Below are 24,393 nucleotides of genomic sequence, written 5' to 3'. Positions count from 1 at the left end.
TCTCGGGGAAAACCAAATGGAATACCGCCGCCTTGGGCGCAGCGATATCGAGGTCAGCGTCATCTGCCTCGGCACCATGACGTGGGGCGAACAGAATACCGAGGCCGAGGGCCATCAGCAGATGGATTATGCCCTCGATCACGGCGTCACTTTCTGGGATACAGCTGAGATGTATGCCGTCCCCCCGCGGCAAGAGACCTACGGCGCCACGGAGACGATCATCGGCACCTGGCTGAGGGCGCGCGGCAAGCGCGACAAGATCGTGCTGGCCAGCAAGATCGCCGGTCCCGACAAGCGCCTCACTTACTTGCGTGACGGCAAGCTGCCCTTCGACGCCAGGAATATCCAGGCGGCGGTCGATGCCAGCCTCAAGCGTCTGCAGACCGACTACATTGATCTCTATCAGCTGCACTGGACCGAACGCAGCACCAACGGTGCGGGGCGGCTGGGCTATGAGCATAAGGGGGATGAGACCTTCACCCCCTTCGTCGAGACGCTGCAGGCGTTGCAGGACCAGATCAAGGCCGGCAAGATCCGCATGGTGGGCCTTTCCAACGAAACCGCCTGGGGCGCCATGCGCTGGCTGTCGGAGGCCGAGCGCTTGAATCTGCCGCGCATGCAATCGATCCAGAATGCCTATTCGCTGCTCAACCGCAGTTTCGAAGTGGGCCTTGCCGAGGTAGCACAGCGCGAGGATTGCGGCTTGCTTGCCTATTCTCCGCTCGGCATGGGCATTCTTTCGGGCAAATATATTGGCGGTGCGGCGCCCGCCAGTGCCCGGCTCAACCGTTTTCAGCAGTTCCAGCGCTATCGCGGCCCGGTCGCGGCGGCGGCGGTGGAAAAGTATGTCGGCATCGCCAGGCGGCACGGCCTCGATCCAGCGCAGATGGCGCTAGCGTTCGTCAGTTCGCGGCCATTCCTCACAGCCAACATCGTCGGCGCCACCAATTTGGCACAATTGCGGAGCAACATCGCCAGCATCGACATCAAGCTGTCATCTGAGATCCTTAACGAAATCGATGTAGTCAACAAGGAACACACCTATCCCTGCCCGTGAGGTCCCACGGGGACTTCATGGTCAGGGCGGGAGATCACTGGTATGATATTCAACGGTTCGATTCGGCCGTTTTTCTTCGGCAGGTGAGCGATGCGCCTATTTGTGGCCATTTCGCTGCCCGATCAGGTGCGCTGGCAGCTGCGCCTGCTCTGTGGCGGTTTGCCGACGACCAAATGGGTTCCGCCGGAAAACTTCCACATCACCCTTCGGTTCCTTGGCGAACTCGACGGGCGCGAGATGGATTATGTCGACGCCGCGCTGGCCGGTATCCGGGCCCCCACCTTCAACCTCCGTCTTGCCGAAGTCGGGCATTTCGCCAGCGGCGGGCGGGTAAAGTCGGTCTGGGCGGGCGTTGCCAAGGAACCGGCCCTGATGCATCTCCGCGACAAGGTCGAATCGGCGGTCGTGCGCGCCGGCCTGGCACCGGACGGGCAGAACTACCGGCCGCATGTCACCCTGGCACGGCCCAAGGATCCGCCGCCGCACAAGCTGCAGCAATATCTAGCCATGCATAACCTCTTTCGCTCCGAGAGCTTCGAGGTGACGCACTTCACGCTATTCTCGAGCCATATCGGCGGCGAAACGCCGATCTATCAGGCTGAGCGCTCCTACGATCTGTCGTCGAGCATGGTGCGCTACGCAGCGCAGCATTGAGCGCTATTCCGCCGCTTCGACATGGCCGCGATCGGCCCATTTCGTCACAGCGAGGGACAGCACGCCCAGCACCGCGAAGCCGATGCTCAGCGGCAGGATCGTGCCCTGATAGGCGTGGCCGATGACCGCGCCGCTACCCACCGAGATGAATGTCGTCATGGCCCCAATCACCGCGGCACCGACGCCGGCGATGTGGCCCAGCGGCGCCATCGCCATGGCGTTGAAATTGCCGAACAGCAAGCCGATAAGGAAAAATGCCCCCATCATATAGGCCATGAACAGCAGGAAAGGCGGCTTGCCGTCGACATAGAGGGCGACAACGGCGAAGACGATGGACAGTACCGTGTGGCCGATGAGAGCGCGGTGGGATAGCGTGCGCATGCCGAAACGCATGACAAGTCTGGCATTCGTCAGAGACGCCGCGCCAAAGGTGACGGCCAGCGCACCGAAGCAGAGCGAAAACAGCTTCCCCATGCCGTACATCTCCTGGAATATCTGCTGGGCGGAAGCGAGATAGCCGATGAAGGCACCGAAGACGAGACCGGTGGCCGTCATGTAGCCAAGCGCAACCCGATTGCTGAACGTCTCAATCACGGCGCGCAGGATGCGCGCGAAGGAAAGCTCGCGCCGCCGTTCGATCGGCAAGGTCTCTTCCTGCCGCAAGCCGAACCACACGGACGTGACGGCGCCCAGGATCAGCAACATCCAGAAGATCGCGCGCCAATGCGCCATCATCAGGATTCCCTGCCCGACCGACGGCGCCAGCACCGGCACCAGAATGAAGACCGACATCACCAGCGACATGATACGCGCCATGGTGCGGCCTTCATAGCGGTCGCGCACCATGGCGACGACGACCGTGCGCGGACCGGCAGCACCGAAACCCTGCAGGAAGCGTCCGACCAACATCGTCGAGAAATCCTGTGAGAGGATGGCGAGGATGCTGCCGGCGAGAAAAATCAGGAAACCGGCATAGATCGCCGGCTTGCGACCGACACTGTCGGATACCGGGCCGTAGAAGACCTGCGCGACGCCGAAACCGGCAAAGAGAACCGTGATAACCATCTGCCGGTCATTGGGATCGGCGACGCCAAGGTCGGCGGCAATTTCCGACAGCGCCGGCAGCATGGAATCGATCGACAGAGCCACCAGGGAAATGGTGAGCGCAAGCAATACGATGAACTCGACCCGCACCTGCTCGGCTGCCCCGCCGGGCTTATCCTGACCCGTCATCTTCGTCATCCGTTCGGAAAACACTACGGGCCGCCAAAGGATCGGCGGCCCGCATATGAAGCAGTGTCAGTCTATAGCTCGGCTGGCATCGGTTAATCCACCCCCGGGGCCGAATAGGTGCTATGCGCCGGAGAGTACCGGCGGGGAGTGCCGTTAAGGCTGAACGCGGCGCATCCTGTAGACCATGTTGTCGAGAGCGAAGACCGCGACATCTTCGTCGAGCAGATCGAAATCCATGCCGATATCCGCGTCACCGGAGATGCAGCTCATGCTCATCTGCACGATCTCGCCGCCCTTGAAACCAAGCTCCTTGGCCTGGCGCGTGGGGTCGCTGAGGCCGCCTTGGAACAGATATTCCGGCGGCACCTTGGCGATCTCGTACTTCGCCCTGTCGCAATTGAGGAGCGCCGGGCCCTGCACGGAATCGGCCATGAAGGTAATCCGGCCGCGCGCCACCTCTTCGTTGACATAGGGCTTGTTCGCCGAATTGGCATCAACCCATGGAGCGGGCTGCACATCCACGACATCCCAGGATCCCGCAAATGCCTCCTGCGCCACGGCCGGGTGCGACTGCCAAACGGCTATTGTCCCGATGGCAGCGAAGGCAATGCAGGACGCCGCGATGGCCAAATGAACTCGTTTCATCTCTCCCGTCTCCCGCCGGCATGACGCCGGCGCATGTTCTTTTGTCCCCTGCCAACTTCCTACCCGGCAGCGGGAAACGGAGCAACCGCGCAGGCTGTGCGCGCCGTCACGTCCCAGTCACATTCAGGAGAGATCAACCCCGCTGGCGGCTGGACTTGAGATCCGGCAAGAACACGGCCAGCAGGCCCAAGGCCGGCAGATAGGCGCAGAACTGATAGACCTCTGTGATGCTGGTAGCATCAGCCAATTCGCCCAGCACCGCGGCACCGACACCACCCAAGCCGAAAGCGAAACCGAAGAATAGACCCGCGACCATGCCAACCTTGCCCGGGATTAATTCCTGACCGTAGACGACGATCGCAGCGAATGCCGAGGACAGGATAAGCCCGATCGGAATGGTGAGGGTAATGGTCCAGGCGAGGCCCACATGCGGCAGCGCCAGGGTGAAGGGCAGCACGCCCAGAATCGACCCCCAGATGACCCTTTTCGGTCCGATCCGGTCGCCAATGGGACCACCCAGGATCGTGCCCAGGGCGGCGGAGCCGAGGAAGACGAAGAGATAGACCTGCGCATCCTGCGTGGCGACGCCGAAATGATCGATCAGGTAGAAAGTGTAGTAGCTGCTGATACTGGCCATGTAGAAATATTTCGAGAAGAGCAGGCCGAGGAGCACGGCGATCGTCGCTACAACCTTCCGGCGCGAGAAGGGGGTTACGATGGCGGGCGCCGGACGCCTCGCGCGCGAGGCGCGATGCGCCTTGTACCAATGACCGACCGTGGCAAGCAGGATCACGGCGAGCAGAGCCATCAGCGAGAACCACCCGACGCTCGTCTGACCATATGGCGCGATTGCATAAGCCGCGACCAGGGGGCCGATGGCCGACCCCAGATTGCCGCCGACTTGGAACAGGGATTGCGCAAAGCCATGCCGCCCACCGGACGCCAGCCGGGCGATACGCGAGGATTCCGGATGGAAGACCGAGGAGCCCATGCCGACCAGAGCCGCCGCACAGAGCACGGTCGGATAGTTCGGCGCAAATGCCAGTAGCAACAGGCCGCATAAGGTGAAACCCATCCCGACGGAGAGCGAATAATTCTTCGGGCTGCGATCGGTATAGATGCCGACCAGCGGCTGGAGCAGCGAAGCCGTTATCTGGAAGGTTAGGGTGATGAGGCCGATCTGGCCGAAATCCAGCGCGAAACTCGCCTTGAGCATCGGGTAAAGCGCCAGGATCAGCGACTGCATCATGTCGTTGAGCATGTGGCAGAAGCTGATGGTGAACAGAACCCGCCGCGCCGACGCGGCTTCGCGCCGCAGGTCGGCGGCAGGAACTGACAGGGTTTCGGCGGCAGTCGACATCTCGGGGAAACTCATAAATCGATGGATTTAGAGACAATAGCGGCTAGGATAGGGCCTGCATTCCACAGCGGGTCATATATTTTCGAGATCGGGCCATGGTTCGAAATGTACGGGGTTGGGAACTCGACGATGCGACACGCCCGGTCATCGCTTCTGGCAACGATTATCCGGCCGATTTCGAGATCGCCCCGCATCACCATGCCCGGGGCCAGCTTCTCCATGGTGTGCCGGGCGTCATGACCGTGCAGACGGAACATGGTGCCTGGGTGGTGCCACCGGACCAGGCAGTCTGGATACCGCCGCAGATCGAACATTCGGTCCGCATGATGGGCGAAGTGGAGACGCGCTGCGTCTTCGTCGACCCCGCCCATGTCGCTGGCCTACCGGAGAAATGCCAGGTGCTCGGCGTCTCACCCTTGATGCGCGCCCTGATCCAGGCCGCTGTCGAACTGCCGCTCGACTATGCGCTGAGCGGCCGCGAGGGCGAGATCATGGCGCTGCTCCTCTCCGAATTGCGGGCGCTGCCGGTCCTGCCGCTGTCCCTGCCTTTCCCTTCCGATCCACGGCTTGGAGAACGTTGCCGGTCATTCCTGACACGACCGCAGGCGCACCAAACGATCGACGATTGGGCCGAGACGCTGGGCATGAGCCGGCGCACCTTTACGCGCCATTTCAAACGCGAATGCGGCATGAGTTTCGCCGCATGGCAGCGCCAGGCCTGCCTCTTTGCCGCCCTGCCGCGTCTGGCGGAAGGCAAAGCCGTCACGAACATCGCGCTCGACCTCGGCTATGACAGCCCGGCCGCCTTCACGACCATGTTCCGCAAGACCTTGGGCTTCCCGCCCAGCCGCTATCTGAAGTCGGCCTAGAAACCCCTGAGCGGCAGGTCAGCGCCGCGCCGCAGCCAATTGTCCGATGGATAATGCGCGGCCCCGTCGATGCAGTGCAGGGTGAAGGCATGACGCGAGCGGCTGGAGCGATTGGCCGAGCTGAAATGCGGCAGCAGCCCATGCAGCACGACGAGAGATCCCTTCCTGGCATCGAGATTGACGACAGGGCCCTGCGGCCAGGGCGTTTCGTCCAAGGTTTCCGTGACCAGACGGTCGTCGCTCACATGGCGGAATCGCTTGCGCAGGGGGCCGCGATGCGCGCCCGGCATGGCCAGCATGCCGCCATTGCTGCTGTCGGCATCTTCCAGCGCGAACCAGAAGCCGATGCAACTCATCGGCTCGGTATAGAGATAGGTGGAATCCTGATGCCAGGACACTTCACCACCGATGCCCGGCTGCTTGAAGATATACATGGATTGCAGCAGCAGCGGATCGCGGAACAATCCCTTTGCCAAGGCGGCAAGCCGCGGCTGGCGCGAGAAAGCCGAGAAAACGGGATCGAGATCGTGCATCGCATGGCCGACCTTGTTGACCGCCAGTTCCTTCGGCCGCGTCAGGTTGCCCTCGGCATCCACCGCCTCTTCCTCCAGGAAGAAGCGGATTGCATCGCCCGATTCCTGGAAATACCGATCGGCGGCGTGCGCAACGGACTTGGCCGAAAAGACCGTGTGATGCGCGCCGGCATCGAAGTCCGCCACGAGCTCGTTGGCGCGCGTGACCAGTTGATCGCACTTTGTCGCCGGGACAAAATCTTCGATAAGCAGATAACCATCTCTATCGAATGCCGCGCGCATTTCGGGCGTCAGGCCGGCATCGGATGCCGAGAACTTGATAGTGTCACGCTGAGCGGTCGACATTTCGATATCCTCAGAAGCACGACATGCCGTGGGCAAGCGGCGGGATGCCGAGATGTCCGGCAATGGTCTGGCCCATATCGGCAAAACTCGCACGTCGACCTAACGGCCCCGGCTTTACGACAGGGCCGAAGAAAAGCACGGGCACGAATTCGCGCGTGTGATCGGTGCCGCCGGCGGTGGGATCGCAGCCATGGTCGGCACTGATGAGCGCCAGGTCACCTGGGCGCATCGCGGATTGCAGTTCCGGCAGGCGCATGTCGAAGGCTTCCAATGCCGCGGCGTAGCCGACAACGTCGCGACGATGGCCGAAGAGCGTGTCGAAATCGACCAGGTTGACGAAGGTGAGACTGCCGTCCGGCGCATTCTTCATCAGTTCCAGAGTCACATCGACCAGGGCCGCATTGTCCTCGCCCTTCACTTTGCGCGTCAGGCCGCGCCCCCCGAAAATATCGGCGATCTTGCCGACGGAAATGACTTCACGCCCCTCCGCCTGCAGCCTGTCGAGCAAGGTAGGTTCCGGCGGCGGTGTGGTGAAATCGCGCCGATGCGCCGTGCGTTTGAAGCTGCCGCGCCTCTCGCCGATGAAGGGGCGTGCGATGACGCGGGCGATGCGCAAGGGTTCGAACCTGCGTTTGGCGGCCAGGCAGACCGTCAGCAGCCTTTCGAGGCCGAAATGGATCTCGTGCGCGGCGATTTGGAAGACTGAATCGGCCGATGTGTAGCAGATGGGCTTGCCGGTACGGATATGCTCTTCGCCCAACTTGTCGAGTATCTCGGTACCGGAGGCGTGGCAGTTGCCGATGATGCCGGGCAGTCCGCATTCGGCGATGAGATCATCCATGATCTCCGGCGGAAAGCAGGGCTCCGTACGCGGAAAGTAACCCCAATCGACCGGCACCGGACAGCCGGCCATTTCCCAATGACCGCTTGGCGTGTCCTTGCCTGCGGAAAGCTCCGCCGCGGCACCGTAGGCGCCCGTCGCTGCCACCATGGTGAACCCCGCTGGAAGACGGCCGGTAGCAAACTCTGCGGCGAGCCCCAGGCCAAGTTTCTCCAGGTTCGGCAGATGCAGCGGGCCAGCACGCAAGCCAGGACGATCGGCCTTGCCGGCAGCGCAAGCCGCCGCGATATGCCCAAGCGTATCGGCCCCAGTATCGCCAAACCGCGCTGCGTCAGGAGCGGCGCCGATGCCGAAAGAATCCATGACAAGGATGAAGGCGCGCTTGGCTGTCATCGCAACTCCTCGATCACGACCGGGCCGGTTCGGCTTTCGCCCGTGACGCGGATGGCACGGCGCAGCCGCGCCATCGCTGCCTCCGCGCCGGCATCGTCAGCGGCATGCACCATCGCTATCGGACGCTCGCCGGAAATCTCCTCACCCAGGCCGACGATATCGGTGAGGCCGACACGATGGTCGATGCTGTCGCCGGGGCGTGTGCGCCCACCGCCCAGGGCCACCACCGCCATGCCGACAGCGCGCGTATCCATTACCCGCACGGTGCCCGCTTCTTCCGCAAAGCACGGTTTGATCACTGGCGCCTTGCCGAGGTATTTCGACGGTTGGATGAGAATATCGGCCGGGCCGCCCAGACCAACCACCATGCGCTGGAAATGTTCCGCTGCGCGCCCGCTTTCAAGGGCTCGTTCAGCGAGCCGCCGCCCCTGTCCCGCATCCTCTGCCTTGCCGCCGATGACCAACAGCTCGGCCGACAGCGCCAAGGTGACGTCGAGCAGGCGGCGGTCCGTTGCCTCCCCATTCAGGCATTGGATCGATTCCAGCATCTCGAGCGCATTGCCGGCGGTGCGGCCCAACACCTGATTCATGTCGGTGATGAGCGCGCTTGTCTTCACCCCGGCACTGTTCGCGACGCGGACGATAGAGTCGGCGAGTTCCCGCGCCATCTTCAGTTCCGCGGCGAAGGCGCCCGAGCCGGTCTTCACGTCCATGACCAGCCCCTGAAGACCTGCCGCCAATTTCTTGGAGAGGATCGAAGCGGTGATCAGCGGGATGGATTCCACGGTCGCCGTTACGTCGCGGATAGCGTAGAAACGCCGGTCGGCGGGGGCGAGATCGGCCGTCTGGCCAATGATGGCGCAGCCCGCTTCCTTCACGACGCGCCGGAAAGTGTCGAGATCTGGCGCTGTCCGATAGCCGGGGATCGCATCGAACTTGTCGAGCGTGCCGCCGGTATGACCGAGGCCGCGGCCCGAGATCATCGGTACATAGCAGCCGCAGGCGGCAACGATCGGCCCCAGGATCAGCGAGGTCTTGTCCCCGACGCCGCCGGTCGAGTGCTTATCGAGGATCGGCCCGTCGAGCTGCAAGGGCGCCCAATCCAGCACCGTACCGGAACTCATCATCGCCCGGGTCAGCGCTACGCGTTCGGTCATGTCCATGCCGCGAAAGAAGACGGCCATGGCGAAAGCCGCGATCTGGCCCTCCGTAACGGCGCCTGAGACGATGCCATCGACCAGGAATTCGATCTCGGCCGGTGTCAGGCGCTGGGCGTCGCGCTTCTTGCGGATGATTTCCTGGGGCAGCATCATTTTCCGGCACCCAGGAAAGCGAGAAGCAGGCGTGTTAGTTTCTCGGAGGCGACCCTCATCTGGGCCATTGTGTGTTCGTGACTCAAGCTCTCGACACTCATACCGGCGCCCATGTTCGTGATCGCGCTGATCGCCGCCACCTTCATGCCGAAATAGCGGGCAAGGATGACATCGGGAACCGTCGACATGCCGACTGCATCGACACCGACGGCGCGCAAGGCGCGGATCTCCGCCGGCGTCTCGAATTGCGGCCCGGCCAGCCAGGCATAGACACCTTCCGTGAGCGAAATCTTCAATCTGGCCGCGCAGGCTTTTATGCGTTTCCGCATCTCCGGATCGTAGGCATCGACCATGTCGATAAAGCGCTTGTTGCCGGAGAGGCCGAAAAGCGGCGATTCCTGTACATAGTTGACGTGGTCGCCTATCAGGATGAGGCCACCGGGCCTCACCTTGGGCATCAGGCTGCCCGCCGCATTGGTGAGAAGCAGGCGCTGGCATCCCAGCCCATGCAACGTTTCGATCGGCAATTTCATGGCGGCGGCATTACCGCGTTCATAATAGTGTATGCGGCCCTGCAGGACAGCCACTGGGATTTTCCCGATATGCCCCAGTACGAGGCGCCCGGCATGCCCGCTGACACCGGACTGCTCGAACCCCGGAAGGTCGGCATAGGGGAAGACAATCGGATCGGCGACCTTGTCCGCAAATGCACCCATGCCGGAGCCCAGCACCAATCCGATTTCGGCGCGAAAGCCCCTTGCCTTGCGGGCAATGGCCTTGAGAGCCGCCTTGCTCATGACAGATGCCCTTTGCCGAAGGAGGCGGGCAGCAGTTCCTCCAGCTTGAAGGTGCAGCGCACGCCTTCCGGGCCGCAGATATGGACTGGTGTCTCCGGCCCGGCGAATTCGGCGATGCGCTGGCGGCAGCCGCCGCAGGGCGTGGTGAACTCCTTGCCCTCGCCCATCACCGTGATTTCCACGATATGCTTCGCGCCTCCGGTCACCATGGCGCCGATCGCCGTCGTCTCGGCGCACCAGCCTTCCGGAAAGGCAGCGTTCTCGACATTGCAGCCGGCATAGATATTTCCGTCGTCGGCCAGGATTGCGGCCCCGACATGGAAATTCGAGTAAGGTGCATGCGCCTGCGCCATTGCCCGGCGCGCAACGTCAAGCAATCGTGGATCCATTTTATTATCGCTCCTTGATATAGGGCAGGCCCAGCGCCCTTGGCGCCACCGCCTTGCCGATAAAGCCGGCCAGCAGGACGACGGTGAAGATATAGGGCAGCGCCTGGATGAGCGGCACCGGCACCTGGCCGATGCCGGGTACGGCTACCCCCTGCAACCGGATGGCCATCGCATCGAGGAAGCCGAATAGCAGGCAGGCGAAAAAGGCCGGCCATGGCCGCCACTTGCCGAAGATCATTGCCGCGAGCGCGATGAAGCCGCGCCCCGCCGTCATTTCCTTCTGGAATGTCGCATTCTGCGAGATGGAAAGGAATGTACCGGCGATACCGCAGAGCAACCCAGCCATCATCACCGCAAAGTACCGCAGCCTGAGAACGGCGATCCCGGCGGTATCGACCACCGCCGGCGCCTCGCCTGCCGCGCGCAGCCGCAAACCGAAGCGGGTGCGATAGAGAATGAACCAGACCAGCGGGACCAGCGCCACCGCCGCGTAGGTCAGCAGCGAATGACCGCTGATCACCTGCGCATAGACCGGGCCAATAATCGGCACGCCCGCCACCGTTTCCGCGCCCGGCAGAGACAGCGGCATGAAGCGCTGCTCCGGGTGAAGGTCGGGCGTATTGCCGCCCCTTCCGTACCAGGCATGGCCGAGAACGACGGTCAGCCCCACGGCCACGATATTGATCGCAACGCCGGAGACGACCTGGTCGCCGCGATGCGTAATGCAGGCATAGCCATGAACGAGCGACAGCAGAACGGCAACGATCACCGCGGCGAAAAGCGCCGTGGTGGGCGAACCTGTTTCCGTCGCGACAGTCGCCGCAGCGAAGGCCGCCGCCAGCATCTTGCCTTCAAGGCCGATATCGATGACGCCGGATCGTTCCGAGAATATTCCAGCCATCGCACAGAAAATGAGCGGCGTCGCCATGCGGATGGTCGCAGCGAGTGTGGAGAGAATAAGCGCCAGCATGTCATCCATGGGACGACACTTCGCGCTGCCAACCCGCAACGAACCGCAGATAGAGTCGCTCGACCCATGGCCGGTTCATATAGGCGAGCGCACCGGAGAACAGAATGATCAAGCCCTGGATCGCAATGATCATCTCTCGCGTGACGGTCGGAATTTCGAAGGCGAGTTCGGCTCCACCCTGATAGAGCGCCCCGAAGAGGAGACTGGCCAGCACGATGCCGAAAGGATGATTCCGCCCCATCAGGGCGACCGCAATGCCGGTAAAACCGGCGCCGGCCACGAATTCCAGCAACATGCGGTGCTGCACGCCCAGGATCTCGTTGACGCCGACGAAGCCGGCAAGGCCGCCAGAGACGGCCATCGCAATAAGCACTATGCGGGCCGGCTTGATGCCGGCATAGATCGCCGCGCGCGGCGAGAGGCCCATAGCCCGGATTTCGTAGCCAAGGCGCGAGCGCCAGATGAATATTTCCACCAGCACGCAGCAGACCAGCGCCCAGACGAGAGAAAGGTTGAGCGGCGTCGAAGGAATCTCGATCCCAACCCAGCCAAAGACTTGTGCGATTTCGGGCAGGAATGCGCTCTCGCCGAAGGTCCGGCTCTGCGTCGACATCTGTCCCGGATCGCGGAAGACATCGACCAGCAGATAGACCATCAGGGAAGCGGCAAGGAAATTGAACATGATCGTCGTGATGACGATATGGCTGCCACGATAGGCCTGCAGATAGGCAGGTACGATCGCCCAGGCGGCACCGAAGATACCGGCCGCCACGATCGCCAGCGGCAACAGGATCGGTGCCGGCATATAATTGTCGAGGGCCAGGGCAACGATGCCGGCACCGAGGCCGCCGATATAGGCCTGCCCCTCCCCCCCGATGTTGAAGAGACCGGCATGAAAGGCGACAGCCACGGCAAGTCCGGTGAAAATGAAGCTGGTGGCGTAATAAAGCGTGTAGCCCCAGCCATAACCGCTGCCGAAGGCGCCATTGACGAGGATCGCGATCGCGTCGAACGGATTGGCGCCGATGGTCCACAGAATGAGCCCGGCGACGACGAGTGCCATCAGCACGTTGATCACCGGCAGCAGGCCGATTTCGATCCAGCGCGGCAACTGGCTGGGGCGGGCGCTCATGAGGCCACCTTTTGGCGATCAAGACTGCCGGTCATCATCAGGCCCAGTTGCCGCTCGTCGGCATCCGTGCCAGCGATCTCCCCGACGATATGCCCCTGATTCATCACCAGGATGCGGTCGGCCAGCGCAAGGATTTCGTCAAGCTCGACGGAAACGAGAAGAATGGCGACGCCACGGTCGCGCAAAGCGACGATCTCCCTGTGGATGAACTCAATGGCGCCGATATCGACGCCGCGCGTCGGCTGCCCGATCAGCAGAACACGCGGCTGGCAAGCCATTTCGCGCGCCAGGATCAGCTTCTGCTGGTTGCCGCCGCTGAATTTCGAGGAGCCCAATTGCGGCTGCGGCGGGCGCACGTCGAAGCCCCGCATCAGCTTCTCGCAACGGCCGGTCATCGCATCGCGGTCGAGCAGGAAGCGCCCGCCAAGCGCGGCGTCACGCTGATAGCCGAGTACCGCAGATTCCCAGGCCGGAAAACCGGAAACGATGCCAAGCCGATGCCTGTCTTCCGGGACATGAGCAAGGCCCAGCGCCCGCATCGTCGCCGGATCGCCCGGCTCGGCGGCCGATATGGTCGCATCGCCGATGCGTATAGTGCCGCTGCTCGGCGCCCGGATGCCTGCCAGGGTTTCCAGCAGCTCGCTTTGGCCATTGCCGGAAACACCGGCAATGCCGACGATCTCTCCCGCATGCAAGGCAAAGCCGATGTCATGGAGGCGCGCAATGCCCCGATCGTCCACCAGGGACAGATGCTCGACCGTCATCTCGACCGCACGAACAAGGGCTGGCGGTTTTTCGAGTTCGAGCCGCACCTTGCGACCGACCATCAGCTCGGCAAGCTCGTTGGCATGGGTATCGGCGGTGCGGCGGTCGGCCACCACCTCGCCGCCGCGCATGACGGTGACATGGTCGGTAATCGCCAGCACTTCCTTGAGTTTGTGGGTAATGAGCAGGATGGTGACACCGCGCGCCTTGAGCGCGCGCAGGATCCGGAAAAGCTGGTCGGTCTCCTGCGGCGTCAGGACGCCCGTCGGCTCATCCAGGATGAGAATGGAGCAATGGCGAAAGAGCGCCTTCAATATCTCGACGCGTTGCTGGTCTCCAACCGGCAGGTCGGCAATGCGCGCTTCGGGATCTACCGTCAGGCCGAACTCCTCGCCAAGGCGCAGCAGTTCGGCTCGCGCCTTGGCGGTGCCCTCCTTCAGCAACGCGCCTCCTTCCGCGCCCAGCATCACGTTTTCCAGGACGGTGAAACTGTCGACCAGCATGAAATGCTGGTGCACCATGCCGATGCCGGCGGCAATGGCATCGGCCGAACTGGCGATCTCAACGGCCTGCCCATCGATCCGGATTTCACCGCTATCGGCTTCATAAAAGCCGTAGACGATGGACATCAGTGTCGATTTGCCGGCGCCGTTTTCACCGATGATGCCGTGGATGCTGCCTTTCTCGACGCGCAAGGCAACATCGCGATTGGCCTGAACGGTGCCGAAGCGCTTGTTTATTCCGACCAGTTCGATGGCAGGCGGCGGCGCCCCCTTAGATTCCGCCCGGGGAGACGCCGCCGCTATCATTGCCCGATCCGGCCCATGCGGGGCGGATGGCATCGCCGGTCAGTAGGTGCAGGCGTTGTCGGCCATGTAATCATGCACCGCGATCTTGCCGGCGATGATGTCGGCCTTCGCGGCTTCGACCTTGCTCTGCATCTCCGGGGTGATCAGCGACTTGTTGTTGTCGTCAAGTGCCCAGCCCACGCCGTCCTGCGCCAGGCCCATGACGGTGACGCCAGCTTTCCAGCCGCCGTCCTTCGCGGCCTTGGCCGAATTGTAGACGGCAACGTCGACACGCTTCATCATCGAAGTCAGCATCGTGCCAGGGTGCAGGTGGTTCTGGTTGCTGTCGACGCCGATGGCGAATTTGCCGGCGTCCTTGGCCGCCTGGTAGACGCCGGTGCCGGTACCGCCGGCGGCGGCGAAGATCACGTCGACGCCCTGGTCGAACTGGCCCTTGGCCAATTCGGTGCCCTTGGTCGGGTCGTTCCAGGCGGCCGGCGTTGTGCCGGTCATGTTCGCCGTGACGCTCACATCCTTGTTGGCGAACTTGGCGCCTTGTTCATAGCCGCATTCGAAACGGCGGATGAGCGGGATGTCCATGCCGCCGATGAAGCCGACCTTCGCCGACTTGCTGGCCATCGAAGCCAGCATGCCGACCAGGAACGAGCCTTCATGTTCATTGAAGACGATCGACTGCACATTCGGCAGATCGACTACCATGTCGATGATGGCAAAATGCTTATCGGGGAATTCCTTGGCGACCTTGGTCAGCGCATCCGCCTGGCTGAAGCCGATGCCGATGATCGGATCGGCGCCTTTTTCAGCCATGCGGCGGAACGCCTGCTCGCGCTGGGCATCCGTCTGCACTTCGAATTCGAGATAGGAATCGCCAACCTCGGCCTTGTATTTTTCCATCCCGTTGAAAGCGGCCTCGTTAAAGGATTTGTCGAATTTGCCGCCGGCATCATAGACGACCGCCGGCTCAGCCATGGCGGTGCCGGCCGCAAACATGACAGCCGTCGCCATCGCGGCGCGAAGCAAGAGCTTTTTCATCTCACGTCTCCCAAAATTGGCCTTCGGCCGTTTCTTTTCGTCGGTCAGGAACTGGCGCCGGAATATGTCTGGGCCGGGCATTTCCCGCCTTAGGGCGATAATGCTGACCCTTTGGACAGGAATCAACCGCGATATCCCGCGGATCGGTCAAGGATGAGCTGCCGGACACTATTTTCAAAGAAAGATTTGTAGTGTTTCGCCCGACGCCGCTGCTGCCCAAATGGCGGGGTCGGCGGTGTAAGCTGGCCTCCCGGCAATGGGGGACAAGGGACATGCCGTCAGCAGATTATCCGCGCGACCTCATTGGATATGGCGCCCGCCCGCCGCACGCGAACTGGCCGGGCAACGCCCGTATCGCGCTGCAGTTCGTCCTCAATTACGAGGAGGGTGGTGAGAATTGCATCCTGCACGGCGACGCGGCGTCAGAGGCTTTCCTGTCGGAAATCGTTACCGCCCAGCCGCTGTCCGCACAGCGGCATATGAGCATGGAATCGATCTATGAATATGGCAGCCGTGTCGGCGCCTGGCGCGTTCTTGATCTCTTTCGCCGCCACGGCCTGCCGCTCACGATCTTTGCCGTCGGCATGGCGGTCGAACGCCATCCGGACATGATCCGCGCGATGCATCGCGCCGGTCACGAAATCTGCAGTCACGGCTATCGCTGGATCGATTACCAGAATGTCGACGAGGCGACCGAACGCGAACACATGCGGCGCGCGATCAACGCTGTCGAGAACGTCACCGGCGAACGGCCGCTGGGCTGGTATACGGGCCGCACCGGCCCTAACACCCACCGCCTGGTCGGCGAGGAAGGCGGCTTTCTCTATAATGCCGACGATTACAGCGACGATTTGCCGTTCTGGTCGACGCTGCACGGGCAACCTCAATTAATGGTTCCCTACACGCTCGATGCCAACGATATGCGCTTCGCGACGCCACAAGGCTTCAACAGCGGCGAGCAGTTCTTCGCCTATCTCCGCGACACATTCGATGTACTCTATGCCGAGGGCGCGCACACGCCACGCATGATGTCTGTCGGCCTGCATGGCCGCCTGGTCGGACGCCCCGGGCGCTTGAAATCGCTGGAACGTTTTATCGAACACGCCGCCGGCCATGACAAGGTCTGGGTCTGCCGCCGCATCGATATCGCGCGACATTGGCACGCGCATCATCCTTTTGGAGCGACACGATGAACAGCCAAGTTAGCGAGCAGCACCCTTTCGGCCCCTCCTGCATCAACCTGCTCGATCCGCGGCTGGGTGCCGAAGCGCTCTCCGCCAGCGACGATTTCTTTGCGCCCAAGGAGCGCATGCTCAATCCGGATCCCGCTTTGTTCATTCCCGGGAAATATGACGACAATGGCAAGTGGATGGATGGATGGGAAAGCCGGCGCAAGCGGCAGGAGGGTCACGATCATTGCATTTGCCGGCTGGGGCTGCCGGGCCGGATCGCCGGTTTCGATATCGACACCAGCCATTTTACCGGCAACTTCCCGCCGGCAGCGTCGATCGAAGGCTGTCATGCCGCCGGCGATCCCGATGGCTCGACCCAATGGCAAGTCATCGCACCCGTTACGTCACTCAAAGGCGACAGCCACCATTTCGTTGCCGGTATCGATAACGGTGTCTTCACCCATATCCGCCTCAACATTTTTCCCGATGGCGGCATAGCGCGCCTGCGCGCCTACGGCCGACCGGCGGTGGATTGGCAGCGCCTTGGCAAGGTATCGCGCAACCTGGCGGCTATCGAACTCGGCGCCCATGCCATCGCCTGTTCCGATCAGCATTACGGATCGCCGATGCGTCTGCTCTTTCCCGGACGCGGCATCGATATGGGCGACGGCTGGGAGACACGCCGCCGCCGCGAGCCGGGCAACGATTGGTGCATCGTCGCTCTGGGTCATCCGGGTCGGATCGCGAAGATTGAAATCGACACGGCCCATTTCAAAGGCAACTTCCCGGATCGCTGCTCCATCCTGGCCGCCATGGTTCCAGCAGCGACCGAACAATCGATCGTTACGCAATCGATGTTCTGGCGTACATTGCTGCCGGAACAAAAGATGTCGATGGACAGGCTGCACATCTTCGCCACCGAAATCGCCGATCTGGGGCCGGTCAGCCATGTACGCCTGAACATCATTCCCGACGGCGGCGTGTCGCGGCTGCGGGTGTGGGGCGAACCCACATGAAGCTGAAGATCGAACCGCTGACCCGAACGGCCTTTGCGCCCTTCGGCGACGTCATCGACTGCAGTGGTGCCGGCCATTATACGATCAACGACGGATTTGCCGAGCGCTATCACGATCTGGCGAAGATCGATGTTGCCTCCAATGGCGGACGGCCGCTCGTCAACATTTTCCGGGCCAAGCCACGCGAGCTGCCATTCAAAGTGGCTCTGATGGAACGGCACCCGCTTTCTTCGCAGGCCTTCGTTCCGCTGCTGCCGCGTGCCTTTCTCGTGATTGTCGCGGCATTCGGGCAACCCCCGCTTGCCACCGACCTGCGCTGCTTCCGGACGACTGGCATGCAGGGCATCAATTACGCGCGCGGCATTTGGCATCATCCGCTGATCGCACTGGAAGGCTTGCAGGACTTCCTCGTCATCGACCGCGGTGGACCAGGGGACAATTGCGACGAAATCCAGATGCCTGCCGATATTATTGTCGAAGGCTGAGCGCGTCAGCCAGCCAATGGCAGGCTGATCGTCACCTCGAACCCACCCTCCGGCCTGTTGCGCGCGGCTACGCGGCCGCCCATGAGTTCGATATTGCGCCGGACGATGGCAAGGCCCAGGCCGAAATGGGGCCCACCGGCAGCCCCCGCGCCATTGCCATTGCTGGGGCGGTGCGAGACATGACGTTCGAAGATTGCCGGCAGCAGATCGACCGGAACACCCGGGCCCTGGTCGATGACGGCGAGCCTCGCGCGCCCGCCACCCTGCTTCAGTTCCAGACGCACGGTCGACCCCTGCGGCGCAAAGCTCACGGCATTGTCGACCAGATTCTCGATGGCTGTTTCCAACGCCTCTTCGCTCGCGGCGACCTTGATTCCCGGCTCGACACTGGCCACAATCTTCACATTGTTGCCATGCGCTTCGGCAAACGCCCGCGCTGTATTCTCGACCAGCGGAGACAGTTTGATCGGCGATGCGGGCGCATCGATCATTTCGGCAATGGCCTCGTCGATCCGGCGTGCCGACGCGACAAGGTCTTCAAGGCGCTCCAACGCCCGCTCGATCGTCTCCACCGCACGCTTGGCGCGATCGTCGTTGGTCATGTTGGCAACCCGCCGTATCGGCTCTACCGCTTGCGCCATGGCCGCGATCGGCGCCTTCAGTGCGTGGGCGTTTTCCTCAGCTGCTTCGCGGATCGAACGAGCGGATGTTTCCAGCGTTGTCACCAGGCTGTCGAACTCCACGGCAACCGGCTTCAATTCCGGCACGGGCGTGGCATTGGCAAAACTGATCTGCCGCCGCCCCGGCGTGTGGCGGATGATCCGGGCGAGACGCGCAAAGCGCCGCAGGCCCAGAGCCACCGACACGGCGACAGCCAGTATCAGCAACGCCATCATGGCGTAGAAAATGCCCGCCCAGCGCACTTCCGGTGCCGAGGCAAAGGGCCGCGCCAATGTCGTGCCGGCCGGATCGCTCTCGGCATAGGCGGTGATGACAGCCCAGCAACCGGCTTCGGTATGGAACGGCGAAATCGACGTCAGGATTTCAGTGGTGCCGCTGGGACCGGTGAAGCTCTGGCTGAGGCTGCGGTTGCCGGCGCAACTTTCCTCAACTTTACCCAGGATACCGGTGGCGACCAAAGCCTGACGCTCGGCATCGAGATAGGCGACATTGACGGTAGGAAAGGCAGCGACATAGTAGAAGCTCTCATTTTCGCCGGTGGGACGCAGCAGCAGTTTGATGCGCAAGCTGCTAGTGCCGAGCCTTGCCACCCAATCGGCCGCGGCGACAGGCGCCTTGTCGCGCTCCGCACGCAATGCCAATTCCAATCCTTGGGCCAGCAGATAGCCCTGGTTCTGCAGATTGCCGAGCAGCAATTGCTGACGCTCTTCGTCGACGGTGGCGAAGCGGGCATAGAGGATCATCGGCACGCTCAGGAACACCAATCCGAGCAGAACCATTTTCACCAACACTGATCCGAATAGTGCGCGCAGCATCCCCTCCCCCGCGACGACTTACCGACTTACGTGTCCTTGCTGGCGGCCCGCCAGCGATAACCGAAGCCGGGGAAGTTTTCGATCGCATCGAAACTGGGATCGACGGCAATGAACTTCTGCCGCACCCGCTTGATCAGGGCGCGCACATTGGCACGGTAGCCGTCGGGGCCCTGGCCGGCGGCGAAATTCTCGCCGCGGAGCGCATCGTAGATCTCGCGATAGCTGACATCCCGCCCTGCACGGACCATGAGGGCAACCGACTTGAATTCGCCCAGGGTGAGGCTGACAGGTCGCTCGCGCCATGTGACGGCATGCGATCCGGCATCCAGCACGAGCGGACCGGTTTGCAGGATTCCGTCAACATTCCCCTGCCCCTCCGCGTTTCCTTCCACGGTTTCAGCACGGCTCAGCGCAAGCTCGATGCGGCGCTGCAGGATGGCAAAACTGCGTGTCTTGCCGACGAAATCGATGGCGCCGGCTTTCAGCGCAGCTTCCTCATAGATGACGTCGTCGAGTGAAGTCAGGAAGATGGCCGGCGTCATCAGACCGATCTGGCGCAGACGCTGCAACAATTCGAGGCCGGTCAGGCCCGGCATCTTCCAATCGAGGATGAGAAGGTCGATCGTGCTCTCCGGCGCAACACTGTCCGCACTCAATGCTTCCAGCGCAACATCGGGTGCCGAGAATTCGCGTACAGCGAAGCCGGCCTCGGAAAGATTGCCGACCAGCATCGGCCGGAAGAGGTCATCATCATCGACGACGACGATACGCGTCGCTTCAGCCATGCTGGCCGTTCCGATCATTATTATGGTACATTGTGGGTCTCCTTGAGCGCCTTGTAGCAGGACAGCATCGCGTCTTCGTCGGCGCCTTCGGGCAGCATTTCATAGCTGAGTGCCCGGCGCTGATTGTCCGCGACGTCGAGGAAGAAATAGACGTCGAGGGAGCAAGTTCCAGCACGGTAGGTCCAGATCGTGCCCGTTCCCTCGCGACGGATCGCTGTCGGCCGGCCAAGCAGTGCTGCCACTTCGGCCTCGGCCTTGCTCTTGAGTTCGTCGGGCGAACTCAGCGCGGCAAGCTGTTCGGGTTCGGCCGGAACGACCGCAGGGACCGGCATGGCCGCAGAGGATTCCGGGATCGGCTCGGCGCCGTCCTTCTCGCGCCCTTCGGGGACGTTGCCTTGCTGGATGATCAACTGTTGATGTCCATCAGCCGGCGCAAGTCCGGACGAAGCAGAGGGAGCAGCTGTTGCCTCCTCGGTCAGTTTCGGGGAGGCGGGCTTCCGCTTGGGCGTCTTCGGCTTCAGCTTGGGCAGAACCGGCTGGTCGGGCTCGGGGGCTACGGCAGCCGGTTTCGCCGCCGCAACGGCAGGCTTCTTGATGTCCTTTTCGACACCGGCGCAGGCCGAAAGCAGCATTACGGCGACAACTCCGTTAACAAACTGGGAAAGCAGGCGTCGTGTCATGTCTTCACTCGTGGCGTCGCCGGGACTGTCGTCGGCACAACTTGGCCTGCTGATAGCCGCCTGTGCCGATCGCTACAAGATAGTGATCACGCCGGGGCGGTGCGGCAACACCAGAATGTGGCAAAACCGATACTGTTGGTAGCAATTGCCAAAGGACCAGGACAATGGCTTAGAGGAAATGTCACAGAAATCACACCATGCGAAACAGCGCCTGTTCACATGAGTTCCCTGCGACGGCGCTTTTAGCCATCGTACCGGGCGACCCACCCCGGCTACCGGCACTGAGAGGAAAATATGTCGCGGAGAAAAATGGTGGGCGCACAAGGACTCGAACCTTGGACCCGCTGATTAAGAGTCAGCTGCTCTACCAACTGAGCTATGCGCCCGCGGACCGGAATGCCCCGGTCGGCGCGCGGTATAGCAAACGCCCCGCACCCTGTCGATAGCTAAATTTAACAATTCCTGCTGTGGCTTAGAGTCTTGTTTAAAGACGCTAATTCTCTTCCCGGCCAGAGCGCCCGATCTTGGTATCGCGGTGCACATAGGCGGACATCATCAGCCCGAATCCGGCCAGGACCGTCATCATCGCGGTTCCGCCGTATGAGATGAGCGGCAGCGGCACGCCGACCACGGGAATGAGCCCCATCACCATGGCCGTATTGATGAAGAAATAAGTGAAAAGATTGAAACTGAGCCCGAAGGCCATCATTTTCCCGAACTGGCTGCGGCATCGCAGTGCAATGACGACCCCATAGAGAACCAGCGTCGAATAGAGCGACAACAGGACGATTCCGCCGATCAGCCCCCATTCCTCGGCAAACATGGTGAAGATGAAGTCTGTCTGCCGTTCGGGCAGGAAATCGAGATGGCTCTGCGTCCCCTGCAGGAAGCCCTTGCCCCAGACGCCCCCGGACCCCAGGGCTATCTTTGACTGGATGATGTGATAGCCAGCGCCGCGGACATCCGATTCCGGGTCGAGGAAGGTCAGGATGCGCGCCTTCTGGTAGTCGTGCAGCAGGCCGGAATTCCAGGCGAAATAGGCGCCCACGATGCCGGCCGCGATGATGATGGCGAACTTCCACCAACGCACCCCGGCGGCGAAAAACATGGCGCCGCCAACGATCATCAGCGTGCCGGCCGTGCCAAGATCCGGCTGCTTCATCACGAGGCCCGCGGGTGCTACCGCCAGCAGGGTCGGGGGGATCAGAACCCAGGGCTTGCCGACTGCTTCCCAATCGACGCCATGGAAATAACGCGCGAGGCTCAGAACCAGGGCGATCTTCATCATTTCCGATGGCTGCAGCTGCATGAAGCCGAGATTGATCCAGCGCTGCGCACCCATGCCGATCTCGCCCAGGAATTCGACATAGACCAGCAACACAAAGGCTACCGCATAAAACACATAGGCAAAGCGCATGTAATAGCGCAGGTCGATCAGCCCCAGGACCAGCATGCCAACGACGCCAAGGGCGAAGCGCTTGATCTGAGCGTTCATCCAGGGCTCGGTGCTGCCATGCGCTGCCGAATAAAGCATGGCAAAACCGATCGAGGCCACCGCCGTAACCAGCAGGACCAGGCTCCAGTTCAACTGCAGGAGCTTCTCGCCGAACGAGATCTTCTTCTGCTTGTTGCCCATCGGCGTCATGGCGAACATGTCAGTCGCTCCCGCCGGCGGATATGGATGGATCGGACCGCATCACGGCATCTCCCGCCTTCCGCCTTCGTCGTTTGGATTGCGGCGCGCCGGATCGCGGCGCTGGCACTCAATCAGGATGTCTCGCGCAATCGGGGCAGCGTAGGTCGAACCGCCGCCGCCATGCTCGATCACGACCGAGATGGCATAACGCGGCTGGTGGACGGGCGCGAAAGCGACGAACAGGGCGTGGTCGCGTTGCGGCCAGGGCAATTCTTCATTCTTGCGGACGCCGGTGGCACGTTCCGACATGGTGATGCGGCGCACCTGGCTGGTGCCGGTCTTGCCGGCCATTTCCATGCCCGGAATGTCGATGCGGCGGCGATAGGCCGTGCCGCGCTGATCGTTGGTCACCAGATCCATGCCCCGGCGGATCATCGCCAGATGCTCGGGACGCACATCCATCTTCGGTGCGGCCTCGCTGCCCTGGCTGGCATTGACGATGGTTGGTTGCGGGCCCGCCTGATCGCTGCCCGCCGCGCCATAGCGCTTGAACAGGCGCGGCGTGATGGCAAAACCGCCATTGGCGACCCGTGCGGTCATCAGGCAGAGCTGCAGCGGAGAAGCCTGGATGAAACCCTGACCGATGCCCGCCACCAAAGTCTCGCCCGGATACCATTTCTCGCCGAGCGTGCCGATCTTCCAGGCCTGATCCGGGATCACGCCGGGATTTTCACCCGGCAGGTCGATGCCGGTCGGTTTGCCGAGCCCGAATTTCCGCGCCATCTCCGCGATCGCGTCGATACCGACGCGCTTGGCGATGTCGTAGTAATAGACGTCGCAGGAATGCTTCAGCGCATCGGCCATCGAAACATGGCCATGCCCCTCCTTCTTCCAGCAATGCAGGCGCATCGGCCCGAAAGTATAGAAGCCGGGGCAGAAGACGCTGAAATTGGGGCTGATTCCGGCCGCCTGCGCCGCCATCGTCGTGACGATCTTGAAGGTCGAGCCCGGCGCGTAGCCGTCGGAGATCGTCTTGTTGGTAAGCGGGCGGAACATGTCCGCATTGAGTGTGCGCCACTCGTCGCCCGATATACCGCGATAGAACGAAGCCGGATCGAAGGTCGGCGTCGATGCCATGGCGAGGACGTCGCCTGTGAAGATGTCCATCACCACGGTCGAACAGGATTGCTCGGCGGCGATGCGCTGCTGGGCGAATTCCTGCAGGCCTATGTCGATGGTCGTTACCAGGTCCGCACCCGGCTTGCCTTCGACGCGCGACAATTGGCGGATGATGCGGCCAACCGAATTCACCTCGATCTCGCTCTTGCCGGCGGAGCCGCGCAGCGACTTGTCATAGGTCTTTTCGAGACCGTTGCGGCCGATACGGAAGCCCGGCAGGGTCAGCAGCGGATCCGGATCCGCCGCCACTTCCGATTCAGACGCCGTCTGCACATAGCCCAGGATATGCGCCGTGAGGCCGGCAAAGGGATAATAGCGCTTCTGGTCCTCTTCGATCGAAATGCCGGGAAGCTCTGGCAGGTTGAGCTCGACCTGGCTCATCTGCTCCCAGGAGAGGTCCTCCTTGACGGGGATCGGCGTGAAGGCACGGTTACGCTTCAGTTCGCGCATGACCTTCGCGCGCTCGCGCTCGGTCAAGGGCACAAGGCGCGCGAAATCACCCAGTGTCTGTTCCAGATCCTTCGTCTGTTCGGCCACCAGAATGGCTCGATAGTTCGGGAAGTTCGCCGCCAGCGGCACGCCGAAACGGTCCAGAATAAGTCCGCGCGGGGGCGGCAGCAGGCGCAGATTGATCCGGTTCTCGTCGGCGAGCAGCCGGTACTTTTCGGATTCGACGACCTGCAGGTAATAGAGGCGCGCGATCAGCGTACCGACGAGGCCCGCCTGCATGCCGCCCAGAATCATTGCGCGCCTTGAGAAGACTTTCGCCTGATTCTGCGCCTGTTGCTTGCTACCGGCCATGTCGTA

At 62.2% G+C, this 24,393-nt stretch carries 23 protein-coding genes and 1 tRNA gene; 6 read left to right on the top strand and 18 right to left on the bottom strand.

Features of this window, described 5'->3' with window-relative positions; translation table 11 throughout:
• Positions 1–16: 16 nt before the first annotated feature.
• Positions 17–1,057, top strand: coding sequence for an NADP(H)-dependent aldo-keto reductase (locus ACE3TY_RS08405; protein ID WP_374652574.1), 1,041 nt, complete (start codon positions 17–19; stop codon positions 1,055–1,057).
• A gap of 90 nt (positions 1,058–1,147) precedes the next feature.
• Complete coding sequence (gene thpR, locus ACE3TY_RS08400; protein WP_374652573.1) at positions 1,148–1,711, top strand: RNA 2',3'-cyclic phosphodiesterase; 564 nt, start codon at positions 1,148–1,150, stop codon at positions 1,709–1,711.
• 3 nt (positions 1,712–1,714) lie between these two features.
• Here the strand turns inward: thpR and ACE3TY_RS08395 are convergent, their stop codons facing one another.
• The 3 genes from ACE3TY_RS08395 to ACE3TY_RS08385 form a co-directional block, all read right to left on the bottom strand.
• Positions 1,715–2,944, bottom strand: a complete 1,230-nt coding sequence (locus ACE3TY_RS08395) for a multidrug effflux MFS transporter (protein WP_374652572.1) — start codon at positions 2,942–2,944, stop codon at positions 1,715–1,717.
• Between the two features lie 153 nt (positions 2,945–3,097).
• Positions 3,098–3,589 (bottom strand): hypothetical protein, encoded by a 492-nt coding sequence (locus tag ACE3TY_RS08390; protein WP_374652571.1) that lies wholly within the window; start codon positions 3,587–3,589, stop codon positions 3,098–3,100.
• 133 nt (positions 3,590–3,722) lie between these two features.
• Positions 3,723–4,949 (bottom strand): MFS transporter, encoded by a 1,227-nt coding sequence (locus ACE3TY_RS08385; RefSeq protein WP_374652570.1) that lies wholly within the window; start codon positions 4,947–4,949, stop codon positions 3,723–3,725.
• Positions 4,950–5,044: 95 nt separating this feature from the next.
• On the opposite strand from ACE3TY_RS08385, the gene ACE3TY_RS08380 reads away from it, so the two are divergent.
• Positions 5,045–5,818: a helix-turn-helix domain-containing protein gene (locus ACE3TY_RS08380; protein ID WP_374652569.1), complete on the top strand. Its 774-nt coding sequence runs from the start codon at positions 5,045–5,047 to the stop codon at positions 5,816–5,818.
• On the opposite strand, the gene ACE3TY_RS08375 is transcribed toward ACE3TY_RS08380, so the two are convergent.
• Genes ACE3TY_RS08375 through ACE3TY_RS08335 form a run of 9 tightly spaced genes read right to left on the bottom strand, consistent with a single transcriptional unit; the run spans position 5,815 to position 15,137 of the window.
• Entirely contained in the window at positions 5,815–6,696 is an 882-nt protein-coding gene (locus tag ACE3TY_RS08375; protein WP_374652568.1) for a phytanoyl-CoA dioxygenase family protein, read from the bottom strand. The two genes, ACE3TY_RS08380 and ACE3TY_RS08375, sit on opposite strands and share 4 nt — an antisense overlap.
• 10 nt (positions 6,697–6,706) lie before the next feature.
• Complete coding sequence (locus ACE3TY_RS08370) at positions 6,707–7,930, bottom strand: phosphopentomutase (RefSeq protein WP_374652567.1); 1,224 nt, start codon at positions 7,928–7,930, stop codon at positions 6,707–6,709.
• Entirely contained in the window at positions 7,927–9,243 is a 1,317-nt protein-coding gene (deoA, locus tag ACE3TY_RS08365) for a thymidine phosphorylase (protein ID WP_374652566.1), read from the bottom strand. The genes ACE3TY_RS08370 and deoA overlap by 4 nt, the downstream gene beginning before the upstream one ends.
• A complete protein-coding gene (locus ACE3TY_RS08360) occupies positions 9,240–10,040 on the bottom strand; it encodes a purine-nucleoside phosphorylase (RefSeq protein WP_374652565.1) in 801 nt (266 codons plus the stop codon). Before ACE3TY_RS08360 ends, deoA begins: the two co-directional genes overlap by 4 nt.
• Positions 10,037–10,429, bottom strand: coding sequence for a cytidine deaminase (locus tag ACE3TY_RS08355; protein ID WP_374652564.1), 393 nt, complete (start codon positions 10,427–10,429; stop codon positions 10,037–10,039). The genes ACE3TY_RS08360 and ACE3TY_RS08355 overlap by 4 nt, the downstream gene beginning before the upstream one ends.
• A 4-nt stretch (positions 10,430–10,433) precedes the next feature.
• On the bottom strand, positions 10,434–11,408 hold the full coding sequence (locus ACE3TY_RS08350; RefSeq protein WP_374652563.1) for an ABC transporter permease: 975 nt from the start codon (positions 11,406–11,408) through the stop codon (positions 10,434–10,436).
• Positions 11,401–12,531, bottom strand: a complete 1,131-nt coding sequence (locus ACE3TY_RS08345) for an ABC transporter permease (protein WP_374652562.1) — start codon at positions 12,529–12,531, stop codon at positions 11,401–11,403. The genes ACE3TY_RS08350 and ACE3TY_RS08345 overlap by 8 nt, the downstream gene beginning before the upstream one ends.
• Positions 12,528–14,105 (bottom strand): ABC transporter ATP-binding protein, encoded by a 1,578-nt coding sequence (locus ACE3TY_RS08340; protein WP_374652561.1) that lies wholly within the window; start codon positions 14,103–14,105, stop codon positions 12,528–12,530. Before ACE3TY_RS08340 ends, ACE3TY_RS08345 begins: the two co-directional genes overlap by 4 nt.
• 39 nt (positions 14,106–14,144) lie before the next feature.
• Positions 14,145–15,137, bottom strand: a complete 993-nt coding sequence (locus ACE3TY_RS08335; RefSeq protein WP_374652560.1) for a BMP family protein — start codon at positions 15,135–15,137, stop codon at positions 14,145–14,147.
• A 272-nt stretch (positions 15,138–15,409) separates the two neighbouring features.
• Between ACE3TY_RS08335 and puuE the strand changes: the two genes are divergently transcribed.
• Genes puuE through ACE3TY_RS08320 form a run of 3 tightly spaced genes read left to right on the top strand, consistent with a single transcriptional unit; the run spans position 15,410 to position 17,810 of the window.
• Entirely contained in the window at positions 15,410–16,330 is a 921-nt protein-coding gene (gene puuE, locus ACE3TY_RS08330; RefSeq protein ID WP_374652559.1) for an allantoinase PuuE, read from the top strand.
• Positions 16,327–17,325, top strand: a complete 999-nt coding sequence (alc, locus tag ACE3TY_RS08325; RefSeq protein WP_374652558.1) for an allantoicase — start codon at positions 16,327–16,329, stop codon at positions 17,323–17,325. The genes puuE and alc overlap by 4 nt, the downstream gene beginning before the upstream one ends.
• Positions 17,322–17,810 carry an ureidoglycolate lyase gene (locus ACE3TY_RS08320; protein WP_374652557.1) on the top strand — a complete coding sequence of 163 codons (489 nt, stop codon included), beginning with the start codon at positions 17,322–17,324 and terminating at the stop codon, positions 17,808–17,810. Before alc ends, ACE3TY_RS08320 begins: the two co-directional genes overlap by 4 nt.
• A gap of 5 nt (positions 17,811–17,815) precedes the next feature.
• On the opposite strand, the gene ACE3TY_RS08315 is transcribed toward ACE3TY_RS08320, so the two are convergent.
• The 6 genes from ACE3TY_RS08315 to mrdA form a co-directional block, all read right to left on the bottom strand.
• Positions 17,816–19,270, bottom strand: a complete 1,455-nt coding sequence (locus ACE3TY_RS08315; RefSeq protein WP_374652664.1) for a sensor histidine kinase — start codon at positions 19,268–19,270, stop codon at positions 17,816–17,818.
• A 62-nt stretch (positions 19,271–19,332) separates the two neighbouring features.
• A complete protein-coding gene (locus ACE3TY_RS08310; RefSeq protein WP_374652556.1) occupies positions 19,333–20,091 on the bottom strand; it encodes a response regulator transcription factor in 759 nt (252 codons plus the stop codon).
• 20 nt (positions 20,092–20,111) lie between these two features.
• Entirely contained in the window at positions 20,112–20,771 is a 660-nt protein-coding gene (locus ACE3TY_RS08305) for a hypothetical protein (RefSeq protein WP_374652555.1), read from the bottom strand.
• A 310-nt stretch (positions 20,772–21,081) separates the two neighbouring features.
• Positions 21,082–21,157, bottom strand: a tRNA-Lys gene (locus tag ACE3TY_RS08300).
• A 107-nt stretch (positions 21,158–21,264) separates the two neighbouring features.
• Positions 21,265–22,425 carry a rod shape-determining protein RodA gene (gene rodA, locus ACE3TY_RS08295; protein WP_374652554.1) on the bottom strand — a complete coding sequence of 387 codons (1,161 nt, stop codon included), beginning with the start codon at positions 22,423–22,425 and terminating at the stop codon, positions 21,265–21,267.
• A 42-nt stretch (positions 22,426–22,467) separates the two neighbouring features.
• Positions 22,468–24,387, bottom strand: coding sequence for a penicillin-binding protein 2 (gene mrdA / locus ACE3TY_RS08290; RefSeq protein ID WP_374652553.1), 1,920 nt, complete (start codon positions 24,385–24,387; stop codon positions 22,468–22,470).
• Between the last annotated feature and the right edge of the window lie 6 nt (positions 24,388–24,393).

It is taken from the genome of Dongia sp. (assembly GCF_041918875.1).
In the GTDB taxonomy this organism is placed as follows: domain Bacteria; phylum Pseudomonadota; class Alphaproteobacteria; order Dongiales; family Dongiaceae; genus Dongia.
This window is presented reverse-complemented; position numbering and strand designations above follow the sequence as displayed.